Raw genomic sequence first — 15,976 nt, forward strand, 5'->3', positions numbered from 1 at the left:
GATTAGATTGCGATATAAGATAATATGCATGCACATATTAACGTGTCAACGGAGGAAAAGACGGCATGTCGACAGTTTCTGGCGCGACGGTTTTTGCGGAAAAGGCGCTTCTGGCCGACGGCTGGGCGGAAAATGTCGCTGTCTCGATCGGGCCGGACGGCCGGATCGCCTCGGTTGAAAGAGATGCGCAGCCAATCGGCGAACGCGTCGGCATTCTTCTGCCGGCCCCGGTCAACCTGCACAGCCACGCCTTCCAGCGGGCCATGGCGGGCATGAGCGAGCGGCGCGGTAGCGAAAGCCGCGACAGTTTCTGGACCTGGCGCCAGATCATGTTCCGCTTTCTGGACGCCCTGACGCCGGAAGACGTGGAGGCGATTGCCGCCTTCGTGCAGATGGAAATGCTGGAGGCGGGTTATGCCGCCGTTGGCGAGTTCCACTATCTGCATCACCAGCCGGGCGGTGCGCCCTACGCCAACCTGGCGGAAATGTCGGACCGCATCATGGCGGCCGCTTCCGATACCGGCATCGGCCTCACACACCTCCCGGTTCATTACCAGTTCGGCGGCTGCGACGGTCGCCCATTGGCTGCCGGACAGATCCGCTTTGGCAACGACTTCGACCGTTTCCAGAAACTGCACGAGCTTGCGTCCGAGGCGCTCAAGTCCCTGCCGGATGATGCGGTTATCGGCGTTGCCCCGCATTCACTGAGGGCGGTGGATGCCGACAGTCTGAAGAAGGCCGTTGCCCTTGCCGGCGGCAACCCGCTGCACATGCATCTTGCCGAGCAGATCCCGGAAGTGGACGAGGTTCTGGCGGCCACGGGGCAGCGCCCGGTGGAATGGCTGCTTGCCAACCACGCGGTTTCAGAAAACTGGTGCCTGATCCACTGCACGCAGATGACCTCGCAGGAGACCGCCGGTCTTGCTGCGACCGGGGCCGTCGCGGGGCTTTGTCCGATAACGGAATCCAGCCTCGGCGACGGGATCTTCGATTGCGTCGACTACCTGGCCGCGGGCGGCCGCTTCGGCGTCGGCTCGGATTCCAACATCCGCATCGCGCTCTCCGAAGAGCTGCGCACGCTGGAATATTCCCAGCGCCTGCGCGATACCTGCCGGGCTTCTATTGCAACGAAGGAAAAGTCCACCGGTCGGGTCCTCTTCGACGGCGTCGTGGCCGGTGGTGCGCAGGCGGCGGGGCGTGCGGCGGGCAGGATATCGGAAGGATCGCTTGCCGATCTCGTCGCACTGGATGGTACCGCCATCGACCTGGAAGGCCGGGAAGGCGACGAAATTCTGGATGCCTGGATCTTTGCCGGTGACGACCGGATGGTTGCGGAGGTCTGGTCCGCCGGCCGGCATGTTGTTTCCGGCGGAAACCATGTAAAAGGCAACGCCATCCGCGCGAAATACCGGGCCACCATGGCCTCGTTGCGCGCCAGACTGTGAAGAACGACTTTGAAGAACGACTTGAACGGGTAAGACGACTTGGCGCTTGCGGACACAAATTCCTGGACGGGCATTCGCGAAGAACTCCTTCGGCGGATCCATGACCGGATCTGGCAGCCGGGGGAGCAGATCCCCCATGAGGCCGATCTTGCGGAAGAGTTCGGCTGCGCCCGCACCACCGTCAACCGTGCTCTCCGGGACTTGGCCGAAAGCGGTCTTGTGGTGCGCAAGCGCCGGGCGGGAACGCGTGTTGCGCTCAACCCGCCCCAGCGCGCGACGCTCACCATTCCGATCCTGCGCGAGGAAGTCGAAGCGCTTGGCCGCACCTACCGGCACAGCCTTCTGGAAAAGGATCTCCGGCCCCTGCCGCCCATGTTGCACGGCGCGTTCCAGGTGACGCTCGGCGCGGATGTCCTGTTTTTAAAGACGCTGCACTTTGCAGACGACCGGCCTTATGCCTTCGAGGAACGCTACATCAACCTGGAAGCAGCTCCTGCGGCGCGTGACATGACGTTCGAGGACGTCAGCGCCAACGAGTGGCTGGTGCACAACGCGCCCTACAGCCAAGGCGACATTTCCTTCTTCGCCGTCAATGCCGACAAGACCCTGTCGCGCAAACTGGATGCCTCCACGGGCGCAGCCCTCTTTGCGATGGAACGCATCACCTGGACCGGCCCCCTGCCGATCACCCATGTCCGCCTGATCTTCGCCCCGGGCTACCGGATGCGGACGGAGATCTGAGCTGGGAGGGGCGTTTTCCGACCTCTCCAGCAAGGTTGTTCAAATACCGGCCGGGCATGGCCCCGCTCATTGCGATTGCGCCCCTTAGAGTTGTAACTGGGTCGGCAATCAATTAGGGTTGGATTCTGAAAGTTTGTTAACTAGTTGATTTATTTCAATTTTCGGATTGGAAAACAATTTCTGTCCTGACCAGCCCGAGCAATAGAGGGGTTGAAGAAAATCATGACCGTTGTAGGCGATGAGGTCATCAAACTCCTGGAACTGGGAGATGTCTTCCGATGGGTTACCGACGGGGAGCGGGCAAAAGCTCTGGAACTTCTTGAACGTGACACGAGGTTCGATGCAACAATCACGCAATTTCAGACCGGGAAAGTTCTGAGAGATTTTTTTACAAGGTACTTCAATCAGCAAAGCGCTCCTTCGCTTTACGACGCGGTAATGCTGATGGCAGCGAAAGCCGGGCCTGTCTCAGTTTCCAGTATCGAAAACAACCTGGCTGGTTTCTTCTTTTTCGACCGGGATGCAGCAATCCTCAACGCGCAATTTGGCAATCCGGCAAAGGTGTTCGGGCTTGCAAACGATCTGGCCGACAGCATGCGCAAGTACGGCTTGCTTTCGATCAGCACCAAGAAACCCATCACCAGTGCGACTATTCCTTCAAGTGCATCCGCGTCTTTCTCAGGCAGCGGTGCAACGGGACGCGACATCTTCAATCACCGCGTTTCTGCGTTTGACCAGGCACGCATCCTCTATGAGCAGAAGACAAATCCGCAAGGTGATCCTGGCGCATCCGGTCCTGTGTCGCGCAGCTACTCCAATCCGCTCTGGAATGGTCTGACTGTTCCCAGTTCCGCCAGTGAACGTCTTCGGCAGGCCGCGCGCATTACGAGTTTGCCGATCTCCACTTTGTTTGAGCCGATTTACCTGAACGGTCGCCCGTCCCGGGGAGCCGTGATGAACGCTGCTGCAAAAACCTATAATCTGACGCCGGAAGTCATAGGAGCGATCGTCTTGGCCGAACAGCGTGATCAATCTCAAAACGAAGACATGCTCGACTACACAGCGGCGACGCATTCGGTCTCAAGGCGCACAACCTCTGTAGGCCTTGGTCAGGTGCGCGACGACACTGTTGCACGCACGGATCTGTTCTCCGGGCTGCTGGAACACAAACGGAGGCAAGGTCTCGACGGCGCGCAGATCGCGACGCTTCTGACGTGCGACGAGTTCAACATCTTCGCTGTTGCGAAATACATCAGGTATGTTGCCAATCTCGTCGGCAAAAAGACAAAAACGGACTTGCCAAGAACCGCCGCTGCGTTTCCCGGCATCAATTTTGCCGCCTATGCGCAGCATGCCAGGAACTGGCCCGCGGACAACGTTGCGGCGCTTGGGTCCGAATACACCTCACGGCCGTGGGACGACAGGGTGACCGGTTGGGGAAGCTTTGTCGGTGAAGCTCATTCCGACATGTCAGGCGCCAAGATATCATGGTGAAGTGGCTGAAAATATTCCCCTTTCTGGTTCCGTTTATTCTGGCGTCCTGCAATGCCGAGCAGCAAAGAGTGATTGAGATGAAGACTGAAGTTGTCGACGGCCTGCAGTTTGGCGTACCCGAAGGACGCAAGGTCGAAACAGGTGCCGATCACATTCTGCTTTTGCCGGAACAGGCTCTGCGCGAAGTCGATGAAATCGCCATTTGGACCACCGCGCCGCAGCCGGTCGCCGGCGGGGTCGACACCAACGGGACCGATCCCGCCCCGCACACCTTGACGACAGTCGAAGGCGGCATGGGCGGCCCGGAATATACCCTCACCATTCCCAAACAAATTGCAGGCCGTCAGGCCTATGTCCGCGCCTATATCCAGTCGGAAGGCGGAACACCGGCGTTCGACGAGGCGTGGCAGGTTTGGCAAAGCCTGGCGACCGAGAAGTAATCGACAGGGTCTCCGCAGGAAGTGAGGGAGGGGCTCTGCGCACCCCACAACACGCACAAGATGAATATTTCTGTGCTCGCTTTTTGATCAGCGCCGCCTTCTGCACGTCCTGAGCAGTCGCCTAAGGCCAGCAGTAGCCCGTCTCAGAAGGACGGGATACCGACAGCTTCCTTGGCTTTGTCCGTGAGGGTGTCCTTTACTGCATCCACAATGTCTTCCTTGAGCGGTGTCTCGTGGATATTGCGTTCCAGCAAACGGCTGGAAGACAATTCCCGTGCGAGATAGAACGCAACGGCGCGTCCGCCAAAACCCTTCGAGAAGTTGGCTTTCTGCTGATAGATCGGGTTGCCTCCCCGCAGACCGTAACGGCGTGCGCGTTCCATCAGGCCCATCACGAACTGGTAACGTTGCAGACCACTCATCTGGCGACCATGCTCGAGACCGGCATTGTAGAAGAACCTCTCTCCCGGGACCTTGTCGTGAAGCGCGTGGTCGTGCCCTGGAAAGAGCGCCGCCGCCACGCCGTTTGCGAACCCTTCATAATACTTCTTGCGCAGCTTACGAACCCGCTCGTTTTCCGGATGGAGTTCCTTGAGGGGCTTGAGCAAGGTCTTCAAGAGCGCCTTGTGCGGCGTGAGGAGCCCGCCGCCACCGTCAATCGCCTCGCCCACGAGAAATCCCGTCAATTCCTTTTGCAGATCGAAATCCTGCGAGTTCGGGACGTGGTTCTGGACGCGGCGGTAAATCATTTCGCGTGCCTGGACGACGAGTTTTTCACCCTCCGGAATGTCGATATTGCGGTTGTCCCATCGTCGGTCGAGGATGGTGCGGCGCTGACGGCGCTCCTCCTGCCTGTGCGCGCGTTCCACCACATCGCCGATCAGCGCATCCCGGAACGGAGCCAGGATAAGACCAGGCTTGGCGCCATCGAACATGAAGTTGAAGCCGCGAGGGCCAGGCTTGTGGCAGCCGACATATTCTCTCAGGTACCAGTTGATCTCGGCGGGGTCATAGGTCTCGAAGTTGGCATAGGCCACTTCTTCGGCAGGGATGCCGTCGCAGAACTTGCCGATCGTCTCCCAGCTGTCGCCGGCGCCGACAGGCATAACGACCCCGCACCTCACCCAGACGCCGTCGCGCTTCTGTTCCACACGGTTGTGGGGAAAGTAGTTCCTGGGGATGGGGTTCTTTGGTTTTCTGATTTGAACGTGCATCAGATTTACACCTCTATTTCGGTATCACTTGAGTTCTCATTGAGAGGCTGGATATCACGCGTCCTGCAGGTCGCACTTGTGCGGCATGTCACTTGACTTGAAGGCGGCGGTTTTGAGTTTTGGGGGAAGGTTTTGGCCGTTTTTGAGGGCTCAGGGGGAGGGTATGATGCCCCCTCCACCGGTATTCCGGGTGGGTCACGGCGTGGCTGCGCGGTAAGATCCGGGCCCTGGTTAACCTATTACCTTGGGCGCGTTGCCGTATTCAAAAACTCTGACTATTGCGCTCTTGTGAAAGCGCCTTTGCTTGCGCTGGCAGCGCTGGATTGCAGATCAGCGCGCAGAAGCCTGCTCTTTCTGGATCCAGTCCAAAAACACCTTGGAGGCAGGCGTTTCCGCGTAAGGTGGCGGGGTCCGGACGAAGTAGGCTTCACTCAGGGGCGCCTGATGTTCAAAGGGACGAACAAGGTCACCGCTTCGGAGGAGGTCACCGACGAGCGTGTCGTGTGCGAGGACGAGGCCCGCACCGTTCAAGGCTGCCGAAATCGCGATCACATAGGTCGACGCCAGATTGACTTCGGCTTCCCTTGCAAAGGACCTGCCCTGCGAGTTCATCCAACCGGACCAGGAGCCGGTGATGCCCGCGCAGTCGAACAGCCTGCCACTCTCGAGTGACCGCTCTTCTTCAGGCAGGCCGGGTGAGCAGACCGGATAGCATTTTTCCTCGGCAAGCCGAATGGCGGCGGTCGGCATGTCCTCCGGACGGGCGAAGCGGATTTCCAGAGAGGCATCGGCCGCGCGCTTTTCGGTGTCCCAGATCGATGTCACGATATTGAGCGTCAGCCAGGGAAATTCTTCGTAAAGTCGGCGAAGGCGCGGGGCCAGCCAATAGACGGAAAAGGCCAGATTGCACTGAAGCGTCAGGTTGCGCCCCAGGTCACTGCCGGTGACAAGCTGCGTGCTCCTGGTGATCAGGTCGAAGGCTTCACGCAGGCTCGGCAGATAGGTTTCCCCTTCGAGCGTCAGTTCCAGGGCACGCGTCTTGCGCACAAAAAGACTGCAGCCGAGCAAGGTCTCGAGGCTGCGTACGTGCTGGCTGACCGCGGACTGGGTCAGGTTCAATTCCTGCGAGGCACGGGTGAAGCTGAGATGGCGCGCAGTTGCCTCGAATGCCCGCAGCCAGGCCAGCGGAGGCAATCCAACCGTCTTCATGCGTACACCTCACTCATTCATCAACTGACATAATGCGTATTAATTTTATTAATGAAACGCCATCGAATATATTGTTTGTCAATGTTGAAAGCGCTCCCTAGCGTCGAAGAGAAAGCGAGGGAGACAGTGCATGCTGCGTGTTGCAGAACATTCGAACATCACCCACTGGGCGGAGCGGATCGACCTGGCGGCAGCATTCCGCTGGACCGAGCGTCTTGGAATGCACGAAGCTGTCGCAAATCATTTCAGCCTCGCCGTCAATGACGAAGGCACGGCTTTTCTGGTAAACCCCCGTCAGCGACATTTCAGCCGGATCAGGGCATCCGACCTGATTTTGCTGGATGCAAATGACCCGCAAACGCTGGAACATCCGAACGCTCCAGACCCGACCGCCTGGGGATTGCATGGCGCCATCCATCGGCAGTGCCCACATGCGCGCTGCGTCATGCATGTGCATTCGGTCCATGCCACGGTTCTGGCCTGCCTTGCCGACAGCACTCTGCCGCCGATCGACCAGAACACCGCGACTTTTTATGGCCGCTTCGCAATTGACGAGAACTATGGCGGGCTTGCTTTCGAGGAAGAAGGCGAACGCTGCGCGACGTTGCTTCGCGACCCGAAGATCAAGGTGCTGATCATGGGCAACCACGGCGTTCTGGTCGTCGCCAGCACTGTCGCGGAAGCCTTTGACCGCCTTTATCATTTCGAACGTGCTGCAGAGACCTACATCCGGGCACTGCAGACCGGAAAACCACTGCGCGTTCTAAGTCCGGAGATTGCGGAGAAGACCGCGCAGGAAATTGAAAATTATCCCGGCCTTGGGCACGACCACTTCGCCGAATTGAAAGCCATTCTGGACGACGAAGGCTCGAACTACGCCAGCTAGGCACCGGCACGGCCCAGGCTGCGGACGCAAGGCAGCGGACACTCGAAACAAAATCATGCAAGGCCCGATGGTGACACCGCCGGGCCGGGCGGGCGGAATTTGCCGAATTTCCGGTTTTCGCGACTGGCCGTCCGTACCGGCAAACAAGTTGAACTGAAACCTATCACGCTCATCAAGGAGAACCATGGAATGGGAGAGGCCTTTACGCCGCAAAACCGACTGGCAGTCTCGCGGCGAAGCGTTCTCGGGGGAACTGCTGCGCTCGGCGCCACGGCTCTCGTATCGTCTCTTGGTATCGGGCCGGCCGTTGCCCAGCCCAAAAAAGGCGGAACGATCCGCTTCGGGATTGCCTCGGGCAATACCAACGACACGTACGATCCGGCAGTTTGGGACAACACCTATTCGCAGGTCTTCGCCTTTGCCCGCAACGGCTACCTGGTGGAGATCGCCTCGGACGGATCACTCGTCGGGGAAGTGGCGGAAAGCTGGACGTCATCTCCCGATGCAAAGGTCTGGACGTTCAAGATCCGCAGCGGTGTCGAGTTCCACAGCGGCGGCACCGTGACACCTGATGATGTTGTTGCCTCGATCAACTATCACCGCGGCGCGGACAGCAGTTCGGCTGCCAAGCCCTTCCTTGCACCGGTTACCGACATTGCCAGCGACGGCGATACCGTCGTCTTCACGCTGGATGCAGGCAACGCCGATTTCCCTTATGTGGTGAGCGACTACCATATGCCGATCCTGAAGTCTTCGGATGGCAAGATCGATCCCACCAGCGGTGACGGGTGCGGTCCGTACAAAGTCACCAACTTCAAACCCGGCTACATCGCCGAGCTCACGCGCAATCCGAATTACTGGAAATCGGACCGTGCCCATTTCGATGCGGTTGTCCTGATGGCCATTGTTGATCCGGCAGCGCGGCAGGCTGCACTGATGACCGGAAATGTTGACGTCGTGGACCAGGTGGATCTGAAGACGGTGCATCTGTTCCAGCGCGCGCCGGGCGTCCAGATCGTTTCGGCGACCGGTGGCCAGCACTATACGTTCGCCATGGACACACGGGCAGCGCCCTTCAACGACAACAATGTCCGCATGGCCTTGAAATACGCCATCGACCGGCAGGAACTCGTCGACAAGATTCTCTTTGGTTATGGCTCGGTTGGCAACGACCACCCGATCAGCCCGGCCAACCGCTTTTACGCAGCCGATCTTGAGCAGACCAGTTATGATCCGGACAAGGCGAAATATTATCTGAAACAGGCGGGCCTCAGCTCGCTGGATCTGCAACTCTCCGCCTCCGACGCTGCTTTTGGCGGCGCTGTCGATGCAGCGGTGCTCTATTCAAGCAAGGCAGAGGCGGCCGGTATCAACATTCAGCCGGTGCGCGAGCCCAATGACGGTTACTGGTCCGATGTCTGGATGAAGAAGCCGTTCTGCGCGGTCTACTGGACCGGACGCCCGACCGAGGACGCAACCTTTACGCTCGCCTACGCTGCCGGAGCGCCGTGGAACGATACCTATTGGGACAACGAGCGCTTCAACCGGCTTCTGAGCGAAGCGCGCTCCGAACTCGACGAAGCAAAGCGCGCGGATATGTATCGCGAGATGCAGAACATCGTCAGGACCGATGGCGGCACCATCATCCCCATGTTCGCAAGCTACGTGATGGCACTCAGCGACAAGGTCAGTCATCCGGAAAAAGTCGCCGCAAACTGGCCGCTCGACGGTCTGCGCGCTACGGAGCGCTGGTGGTTTAGCTGAGTTCGTCTTCTCAAATCTGAAGCATTTTTGACTGGCACCTTGCACCTGGTTTCCCGCTGGGTGGCAGCTTCGCTTCGGATAATCGGGAATGACGACGATGAGACGTCCGCATACAAAAAACGCCCTCATCCGGAAGGAGAGGGCGTTTTCGTTTCTTGCGGAGTTGGCAGCGATCAGTCGATGACCGAGCCCTCTTCGTCCTTCTTCATGTGACGCATGCGGGCCTTCAGGACCTTGCCGAAGATGATCGGCAGGACGAAGCCGATGATGGCCATGCTCCACAGGGTCAGCGACAGCGGGCTGTCGATCAGGGTGAACCAATCGCCGTTGCTGATGGTGATCGCGCGGCGCAGGTTGTTTTCCATGGCGTTGCCGAGCAGTGTGCCGAGGATGATCGGGACCAGCGGCACGTCCAGCTTGCGCAACACCCAGCCCAGCACACCGAAGCCGACCATGACCAGAAGGTCGAAGGAGGAGCCGGAGATGCCGTAGATGCCGACGAAGCTGACCATGGCGACGATGGGCATGAGGATGCGCGGCGGGATCAACAGGACGCGGGTGAAGAGACCGATCATCGGAATGTTCATGGCCAGCAGCATGAAGTTGGCAATGAACAGGGCCGCGATCAGACCCCAGACCACATCCGGCTGCTGGGTGAACAGCAGCGGGCCCGGGGTGATGTTGAGCGCCAGCAGAACCGCCAGCAGCACGGCCGTGGTCCCGGAGCCGGGAACGCCGAGGGCGAGCATCGGCACCAGCGCACCGCCCGCTGCGGCGTTGTTGCCGGCTTCAGGCGCGGCGACACCGCGCGGGTCGCCCTTGCCGAAGGTGCCTTCCTTGTCGACCAGTTTCTTCTCGAACGTATAGGAGATGAACGAGCCGAGCGACGCGCCGGCACCAGGCAGAACGCCGGCAATGAAGCCGAGCAGACTGGTGCGCAGCATGGTCGGGGTGCAGGACTTCAGCAGCGAGAAGCTGGGCATTAGCCGGCCGACGGTAACCTTGCTGGAGTTGGCGTCGGCATTGCCGTGACGGTGTTCCAGGAACAGGAAGACCTCGGACAGAGCAAACAGGCCGACGATGGCAACCAAGAAGTCGATCCCGTCGTAGAGGTGCACTTCGCCGAAGGTGAAGCGCGGCACACCTGTCTGGGTGTCGACGCCGACGGTGGCAAGGCCAATGCCGAGCGCGGCTGCGAAGGCGGTCTTGGCCTGGTTGGTCGAGGCAACGCCGCCCAGGGTGGCGAAGGCCAGGGTGAACAGGGCGAAATATTCCGCCGGACCGAACAGAAGCGCGATCTTGACCAGCTGCGGTGCCAGCAGGATCAGGCCCCAGGTGGCCAGGAAGGCACCAACGAAGGAGGCAACGCCCGACAGGGAGAGGGCCTCGCCTGCGCGGCCCTGCTGGGCCATCGGGTAACCGTCGAGACAGGTCATCATCGCCGGTTCGTCACCGGGAATGTTCAAGAGGATCGACGAGATACGCCCGCCGTACATGGCGCCGTAATAGACCGACGTCAGCAGGATCAATGACGGCGTGGCGCCAAGACCGAGCGTGAAGGCAAGCGGGATGAGGATAGCGACGCCATTGGACGGGCCAAGGCCCGGCAGGGCGCCCATGATGGTGCCGAGAAAACAGCCGAGCAGGGCCAGCAGCAGGTTCTGCCAGGTCAGCGCGATGATGAAGCCGTCGGCCAGTGAAGAGAGAGTTTCCATGGCGATGCTCCGTTAAAAGCCGAACGGGCCCTTGGCCAGGGAGAGGCCAAGAACGAGGTGGAAGACCGCATAGATGCCGAGCGAAGTCAGGCAGCCGGTGATAAGCGAGCCGATCGGTGAAGAGCCGAGGCGCCAGGTCAGATAGGCAGCGGCAACGGCTGTCGCGATGATGAAGCCCGCTTCCGGCAGGAGTATCGCGTAGAGGATCATCGCCAGCACTGCCATGGCGACTTCAAGCAGACGCGGCAGCGACGGCCATTCCGGCGCGACGTCGGGTTTCAGGAAAATCGCCAGCGACGACAGACCCAACACGGATGCGATGATCAGGGGGAACGCCTTCGGGCCGACGGCGTCGGACAGAAAGCTTTCTTCGATGACAAGAGCGGCCCAGGCATATCCCAGCGCGAGAAGTAGCCCGACCGCGCCAAAGATGCGGTCGCTCATGGATACCTTCCTAATAGCGGCTCCTCCCCAAGTCCGGCGGCCGCCCCTTATGTGTTCTGTTGTTTGTTGGCACCCGAAGTGTGCCACTGTGTCCGCCGACAATCCACTTTGCCCAATCGGGCGGACAATGATCAGGCAGACATACTTCCGGCGTTACGCTGTCAGTCTCAAAGCTACGTGCGGTAAACCGGATATTTGCCCGCGTTCGGACGCGTCCTGAAAAAGAAGGGGGCACATGGACTGCGCCCCCTCCAGTCGGACTGACGGCATTCTTATTTGATGATGCCGATTTCTTTGGAGATGTTCTGGATCTGCTGAACCGAGTTGGCAACGAATTCCTGGAACTCGGCACCCTGCAGGTCGAGCGGAGCCAGACCGTTTGCAGCCATGATGCCTTTCCATTCTTCACTTGCGTACAGATCGGAGATCTTGGACACCCATGCGTTATAGGCGTCGTCGGACATGTTGCCCGGTGCGTAGAAACCGCGCCAGTTTGCGCCGATCGCGTCGACACCCTGTTCCTTTGCCGTCGGGAAGTCGGCGAATTCGCCGGACAGACGCTCAGGTGCCAGAACAGCGATCACCTTGATGTCGCCACTGTCGACAAAGCCCTTGGCTTCGGAAATGTCACCGGTGAAAGCCTGGACGGAACCGGCCAGAAGCTGGGTCACGGCTTCACCACCACCGTCGAAAGCAATGTATTTCACGGTGCGGACGTCTTCGATGCCGTAAGCGTTTGCAGCGATCAGAACCTTCAGGTGATCCCAGCCACCAACAGCGGAACCGCCGGCAACGGATACGGACGTCGGGTCGGATTTCATCTGGTCGAGAAGTTCCGGCAGGGTGTTGATCGGGCTGTCGGCCGCAACGGCGATCACGCCGTAGTCAGCGCCAACGGAAGCCACCCAGCGAACCTGGTCCATGGTGTTGCCCGGGAAGGCACCCTGGGCAAGGCGGGTTGCGGTTGCCGAGGAAGCTGCAACGATCAGGTCGTTGTCGTCGCCGCGCTTGTTGACGACTTCAGCATAGGCCACACCGCCGCCGCCGCCAGCCAGGTTCACAACCTGCATGGTCTTGTCGAGAAGCTTCAGGTCCTGAAGGGTCTTGCCGACCTGGCGGCAGGTGAAGTCCCAGCCACCACCCGGGTTGGCCGGTGCGATGCACTCCGGGTTTTCCGGCGTGAAATCGGCAGCTGTTGCGCCGAAAGCGGATGCGCCAAGGAATGCGGCCGCCAGCAGAAGGCGGGTCGTTTTGAATGCCATGTTGTGTTTCCTCCACATGTGCAAGGCTTTTGGTGAGCCCCTGGTATCCGTTGTGCCGCGTTAAAGCGGGTCCTCCCAACGGACGTGAGGAGAGCCTAGCGCCAAACCCTGTCATCAACCTGTCACCAGGGGGCACATTGCTTGCAAGCAGCGAATTTGCGGGGCAAGACTGGAGGCAGGAGGAACGAATCTTTGCGCCTTTTGCTCGTTGAAGACACGTTTGACATGGCGGAGGCCATCATGATCCGGCTGGACCGGTCTGGCATTGCCTGCGATCTGGCAAAGTCGCTGGAAGAGGCGAGGGCCTGCGTCAACGTTCAGCATTACGACGTGATTGTTCTTGATATCAATTTGCCGGATGGCCTGGGCACCGAGCTATTGAAAGAGATCAGGTCTCGGGGCGAGCGCACGCCGGTGCTGATGCTGACGGCGGAATTTTCCGTCGACGACAGGGTATCCTCGCTCAATTCCGGGGCGGATGATTACCTGGTCAAGCCGTTCGACCACCGCGAACTGGAAGCCCGCATCCGCGCACTCTATCGACGAGAACAGGGCGACAAGGCCGAGGAACTGACGCTCGGCAGTCTCACGTTCAATGCTTCGGCGCGGGTCGTGCGTCAGGGCGACAGCCCGATCAATCTGACCCGGCGCGAATTCTCGCTACTGGAGATCCTGGTCCGCAATCGCGGCAAGACCGTCAGCAAGGAACGTCTGTTCGAAGGGGTATTCAGTTTCCAGGACACCGACGTCAGCATGAACGCGCTGGAGCTTTACGTTGCGCGGCTGCGCAAGAAACTCTCGGGCGGATCTGTCAGGATCGAGACCCAGAGAGGGCTTGGTTACAAGCTGGAAGTCGATGACTGATCTCATCCGCAGGCTGGCGTCGACCTCGCTCACCGCACGTGTTGCCTTCGGGATTGCCTTTCTGCTGATCTTCGGCGGGGTGATCGTTTCCATCGCGGCATTCGCCTATGGCCGGGAAGCGGCCAGAAGCGCCTACGACCGGTTGCTCCTGGGCGCGGCGACAGGCATTGCTTCGTCGATCACCGTTCAGGACGACAGGCCCGTCATCGAGTTGCCGGTTTCGGCGTTCGAGTTGCTGGCGCTCGCCCCCGACGACAGGATCGGCTATCGCATTATCGGCCCGGAGGGCGCGACGCTGACCGGCTATGATGAAATCACCCTGCCGACAGGTCGGCGCGATTTCCGGGAAGGGTTTTTCGACGGTTCGTTCTTTGGAGAGCCAGCCCGTTTTGCGGTGGTCTCGCGCCGGTTTGCCGAGCGTACGCTCAACGGTACGATCAAGGTGGTTGTCGGCCAGACCCTGCGGGCACGTAACGACATGGCCTATGACATCACCCGCAAGGCGCTCTACGTGCTTGCAGCCTCCGGCCTGGCAATGGTGCTGTTGTCGGTCGTCGTCGTCCGCTCGGTGCTGCAGCCGCTGGAACGGATCGCCGGCGGTCTCTCGGCACGGGACCCCCACGACCTGACACCGCTCGACACCTCGGTGCCGCGGGAAACGGCGGTGATGATCAATGCCCTCAACGGCTTCATGGCCCGGCTCGACCGGCAGATGAATTCCATGCGGCATCTGATCTCCGACACCGCGCATCAGCTCAGGACGCCTGTTGCGGCCCTCAGGGCCCAGGCGGATCTTTTCACCGACGAAGCGGAACTTTCCCGCAAGGAAAAGATCGTCGAGAGGATACAGACCCGAACGGCAAGCCTCGGCCGTCTGCTCGACCAGCTTCTGAGCCAGGCACTGGTGATCCACCGCGGCGACAGCGCCAGACGGGAGAAGCTGGACTTGCGCGATATTGCCCTCGACGTTTTCGAGGAAGGCGATCACGCGGTCCTCAATCCGGAATTCGACGTGATCCTGGATATCGGCGAAGACCCTGTCGAAGTGCTGGCGGATGTGCAATCGCTGAAGGAAGCCTTGAAGAACCTCCTGAACAACGCACTCAAATACGGCCGCTCGCCGGTGCGGATCGGGGCTTCGCTGCAAGGCGGGCGAGCCAGTATCTGGGTGGAAGATGCGGGCGGTGGACCGGTGGACGGGGTTCTTGCCGAACTGGGGTCCCGTTTCAACAAGGGCGCGCTGTCGCGGCAAAGCAGTTCCGGTCTCGGTCTTGCGATCGCGCATTCCGTCGCCCTTTCCTACGATGGCGAATTGCGCCTGGAAAAGACGGGTGGGGCGCGTTTTCGTGCAGCCCTTGTGTTTGCTGCCGTACCGGAGGGGCGGACATGAAGCGGCTCGCCTATCTGCTGAAGTGCCTGGCTGCAGTCGTGATGCTGCTTGCCACCGGCCAGGCCGTGTCGGCCCAGGAGCTGGTGGAAAATTTCGGACCGGAGACCACCAACCGTGTGCTGGTGGTGCGCTCCACGACGGATATTTCCATCTTCGGTCCCGTAGTCGAAAGCTTCCTGCGCACCCGGCCCGGGTTGCAGGTGCGCTACGAGCAATGGGGATCGAACGAGCTCTACCGCCTGACCCGCCGGGACTGCCGCGACGGCGTTCCAGGTGCCGACATTGTCATCAGCTCCGGTGTTCACCAGATGGTGCAGCTGGTCAACGAAGCCTGCGCAGCGTCTTACCGCTCACGGTTGACCGAACAGTTGCCGGAAGCCCTTCGCTGGCGCGACGAATTGTGGGGCATCACCCGCGAGCCCGCGGTGATCGTCTATAACCGCGAGCTGGTGCCCGTGGAGGATATTCCGCAGACCCGCTTCGACCTGCTCGATCTCCTTCGGCCTTCCGGCACTCCCTATGCCGGGCGGGTCGCGACCTATGACATCGAGCAGTCGGGGCTTGGGTATCTGTTTGCTTTTGCCGACGCGCAGGAAGCAACCACCTTCGGCGCGCTGCAGGAATCCTTCGGCCGCTCACAGGCGATTTCCACCTGTTGCTCGGTCGACATCATCAAGGGTGTTGCCGAGGGGCGCTACCTGATCGCCTACAACGTGCTTGGCTCCTACGCCCAGGGCTATCAGCTGAACGACGACCGGATCGGCATCGTGCTGCCGTCCGACTACACACTGGTCCTGTCGCGCACCTTCATGATCCCGAAGCAGGCAAACAACGAAGCCGAGGCCGAGGCGTTCCTGGATTTCCTCTTGTCCTCGGAAGGCACGCTTGCACTTCGGACCGCATTGCTGATCAGCCCGCTTCTGGAAACGGAGGATGGCAATGAAGGCGAGGTCCTGAGTTCGACAGCCCTGCGGCCGATCGGTCTTTCCCCTGCGCTTATGGTCGCACTGGATGCCCTGACCCGGGAAACCTTTTTGCGCCGTTGGCGGTCGACGTTTCCCGGGCCATGAGGCGCCGGCAGGCGCGTTGCATGATGCTCGTTTCAGGT

General features: G+C 60.2%; 14 protein-coding genes. 9 read left to right on the forward strand and 5 right to left on the reverse strand.

Translation table 11 applies throughout. The annotated features are described in order from the left end of the window. Positions 1-65: 65 nt before the first annotated feature. The 4 genes from ACYQ6M_RS02080 to ACYQ6M_RS02095 all read left to right on the forward strand — a co-directional run bounded on the left by ACYQ6M_RS02080 (position 66) and on the right by ACYQ6M_RS02095 (position 4,120). The gene (locus ACYQ6M_RS02080) at positions 66-1,445 is read left to right on the forward strand and encodes a formimidoylglutamate deiminase (protein WP_460071842.1); all 1,380 of its coding nucleotides are present in this window, start codon (positions 66-68) and stop codon (positions 1,443-1,445) included. 39 nt (positions 1,446-1,484) lie between these two features. Continuing rightward, positions 1,485-2,186, forward strand: a complete 702-nt coding sequence (locus tag ACYQ6M_RS02085) for a GntR family transcriptional regulator (RefSeq protein ID WP_460071844.1) — start codon at positions 1,485-1,487, stop codon at positions 2,184-2,186. Between the two features lie 222 nt (positions 2,187-2,408). Then, positions 2,409-3,680 carry a hypothetical protein gene (locus ACYQ6M_RS02090; RefSeq protein ID WP_460071846.1) on the forward strand — a complete coding sequence of 424 codons (1,272 nt, stop codon included), beginning with the start codon at positions 2,409-2,411 and terminating at the stop codon, positions 3,678-3,680. A 77-nt stretch (positions 3,681-3,757) separates the two neighbouring features. Then, positions 3,758-4,120: a Tsi3 family protein gene (locus tag ACYQ6M_RS02095; RefSeq protein ID WP_460071848.1), complete on the forward strand. Its 363-nt coding sequence runs from the start codon at positions 3,758-3,760 to the stop codon at positions 4,118-4,120. Positions 4,121-4,263: 143 nt separating this feature from the next. Here ACYQ6M_RS02095 and ACYQ6M_RS02100 read toward each other — a convergent pair whose 3' ends face one another. Together ACYQ6M_RS02100 and ACYQ6M_RS02105 are read right to left on the reverse strand one after the other, a co-directional pair. Further along, complete coding sequence (locus tag ACYQ6M_RS02100; RefSeq protein WP_460071850.1) at positions 4,264-5,226, reverse strand: hypothetical protein; 963 nt, start codon at positions 5,224-5,226, stop codon at positions 4,264-4,266. 438 nt (positions 5,227-5,664) lie between these two features. Next, the gene (locus ACYQ6M_RS02105; protein WP_447238849.1) at positions 5,665-6,543 is read right to left on the reverse strand and encodes a LysR family transcriptional regulator; all 879 of its coding nucleotides are present in this window, start codon (positions 6,541-6,543) and stop codon (positions 5,665-5,667) included. Between the two features lie 130 nt (positions 6,544-6,673). Here ACYQ6M_RS02105 and ACYQ6M_RS02110 point away from each other — a divergent pair, with 130 nt between their 5' ends. Together ACYQ6M_RS02110 and ACYQ6M_RS02115 are read left to right on the forward strand one after the other, a co-directional pair. Then, the gene (locus tag ACYQ6M_RS02110; protein WP_209170045.1) at positions 6,674-7,429 is read left to right on the forward strand and encodes a class II aldolase and adducin N-terminal domain-containing protein; all 756 of its coding nucleotides are present in this window, start codon (positions 6,674-6,676) and stop codon (positions 7,427-7,429) included. A 189-nt stretch (positions 7,430-7,618) separates the two neighbouring features. Next, positions 7,619-9,193 carry an ABC transporter substrate-binding protein gene (locus ACYQ6M_RS02115; RefSeq protein WP_077291908.1) on the forward strand — a complete coding sequence of 525 codons (1,575 nt, stop codon included), beginning with the start codon at positions 7,619-7,621 and terminating at the stop codon, positions 9,191-9,193. Positions 9,194-9,366: 173 nt separating this feature from the next. Here the strand turns inward: ACYQ6M_RS02115 and ACYQ6M_RS02120 are convergent, their stop codons facing one another. The 3 genes from ACYQ6M_RS02120 to ACYQ6M_RS02130 all read right to left on the reverse strand — a co-directional run bounded on the left by ACYQ6M_RS02120 (position 9,367) and on the right by ACYQ6M_RS02130 (position 12,614). Then, the gene (locus tag ACYQ6M_RS02120) at positions 9,367-10,908 is read right to left on the reverse strand and encodes a tripartite tricarboxylate transporter permease (RefSeq protein ID WP_023003138.1); all 1,542 of its coding nucleotides are present in this window, start codon (positions 10,906-10,908) and stop codon (positions 9,367-9,369) included. A gap of 12 nt (positions 10,909-10,920) precedes the next feature. Then, positions 10,921-11,352, reverse strand: coding sequence for a tripartite tricarboxylate transporter TctB family protein (locus ACYQ6M_RS02125; RefSeq protein ID WP_055656205.1), 432 nt, complete (start codon positions 11,350-11,352; stop codon positions 10,921-10,923). Positions 11,353-11,624: 272 nt separating this feature from the next. Further along, complete coding sequence (locus ACYQ6M_RS02130; RefSeq protein WP_023003140.1) at positions 11,625-12,614, reverse strand: Bug family tripartite tricarboxylate transporter substrate binding protein; 990 nt, start codon at positions 12,612-12,614, stop codon at positions 11,625-11,627. A gap of 192 nt (positions 12,615-12,806) precedes the next feature. Between ACYQ6M_RS02130 and ACYQ6M_RS02135 the strand changes: the two genes are divergently transcribed. The 3 genes from ACYQ6M_RS02135 to ACYQ6M_RS02145 are packed head-to-tail and all read left to right on the forward strand — an operon-like array spanning position 12,807 to position 15,938. Then, a complete protein-coding gene (locus ACYQ6M_RS02135) occupies positions 12,807-13,478 on the forward strand; it encodes a response regulator transcription factor (RefSeq protein WP_023003141.1) in 672 nt (223 codons plus the stop codon). Beyond that, positions 13,471-14,868, forward strand: coding sequence for a sensor histidine kinase N-terminal domain-containing protein (locus tag ACYQ6M_RS02140; RefSeq protein WP_460071854.1), 1,398 nt, complete (start codon positions 13,471-13,473; stop codon positions 14,866-14,868). The genes ACYQ6M_RS02135 and ACYQ6M_RS02140 overlap by 8 nt, the downstream gene beginning before the upstream one ends. Continuing rightward, entirely contained in the window at positions 14,865-15,938 is a 1,074-nt protein-coding gene (locus ACYQ6M_RS02145; protein ID WP_460071858.1) for an ABC transporter substrate-binding protein, read from the forward strand. Before ACYQ6M_RS02140 ends, ACYQ6M_RS02145 begins: the two co-directional genes overlap by 4 nt. Positions 15,939-15,976: the final 38 nt, after the last annotated feature.

Source organism: Roseibium sp. ROS1 (assembly GCF_054658215.1).

What these genes read in the sequence shown, in the direction of transcription:
- ACYQ6M_RS02115 (WP_077291908.1), top strand. Translation starts at nt 7,619, where the DNA reads ATGGGAGAGGCCTTTACGCCGCAAAACCGACTGGCAGTCTCGCGGCGA.
- ACYQ6M_RS02100 (WP_460071850.1), bottom strand. Translation starts at nt 5,226, where the DNA reads ATGCCTGTCGGCGCCGGCGACAGCTGGGAGACGATCGGCAAGTTCTGC.
- ACYQ6M_RS02130 (WP_023003140.1), bottom strand. Translation starts at nt 12,614, where the DNA reads ATGGCATTCAAAACGACCCGCCTTCTGCTGGCGGCCGCATTCCTTGGC.
- ACYQ6M_RS02080 (WP_460071842.1), top strand. Translation starts at nt 66, where the DNA reads ATGTCGACAGTTTCTGGCGCGACGGTTTTTGCGGAAAAGGCGCTTCTG.
- ACYQ6M_RS02140 (WP_460071854.1), top strand. Translation starts at nt 13,471, where the DNA reads ATGACTGATCTCATCCGCAGGCTGGCGTCGACCTCGCTCACCGCACGT.
- ACYQ6M_RS02105 (WP_447238849.1), bottom strand. Translation starts at nt 6,543, where the DNA reads ATGAAGACGGTTGGATTGCCTCCGCTGGCCTGGCTGCGGGCATTCGAG.
- ACYQ6M_RS02125 (WP_055656205.1), bottom strand. Translation starts at nt 11,352, where the DNA reads ATGAGCGACCGCATCTTTGGCGCGGTCGGGCTACTTCTCGCGCTGGGA.
- ACYQ6M_RS02110 (WP_209170045.1), top strand. Translation starts at nt 6,674, where the DNA reads ATGCTGCGTGTTGCAGAACATTCGAACATCACCCACTGGGCGGAGCGG.
- ACYQ6M_RS02145 (WP_460071858.1), top strand. Translation starts at nt 14,865, where the DNA reads ATGAAGCGGCTCGCCTATCTGCTGAAGTGCCTGGCTGCAGTCGTGATG.
- ACYQ6M_RS02120 (WP_023003138.1), bottom strand. Translation starts at nt 10,908, where the DNA reads ATGGAAACTCTCTCTTCACTGGCCGACGGCTTCATCATCGCGCTGACC.
- ACYQ6M_RS02095 (WP_460071848.1), top strand. Translation starts at nt 3,758, where the DNA reads ATGAAGACTGAAGTTGTCGACGGCCTGCAGTTTGGCGTACCCGAAGGA.
- ACYQ6M_RS02090 (WP_460071846.1), top strand. Translation starts at nt 2,409, where the DNA reads ATGACCGTTGTAGGCGATGAGGTCATCAAACTCCTGGAACTGGGAGAT.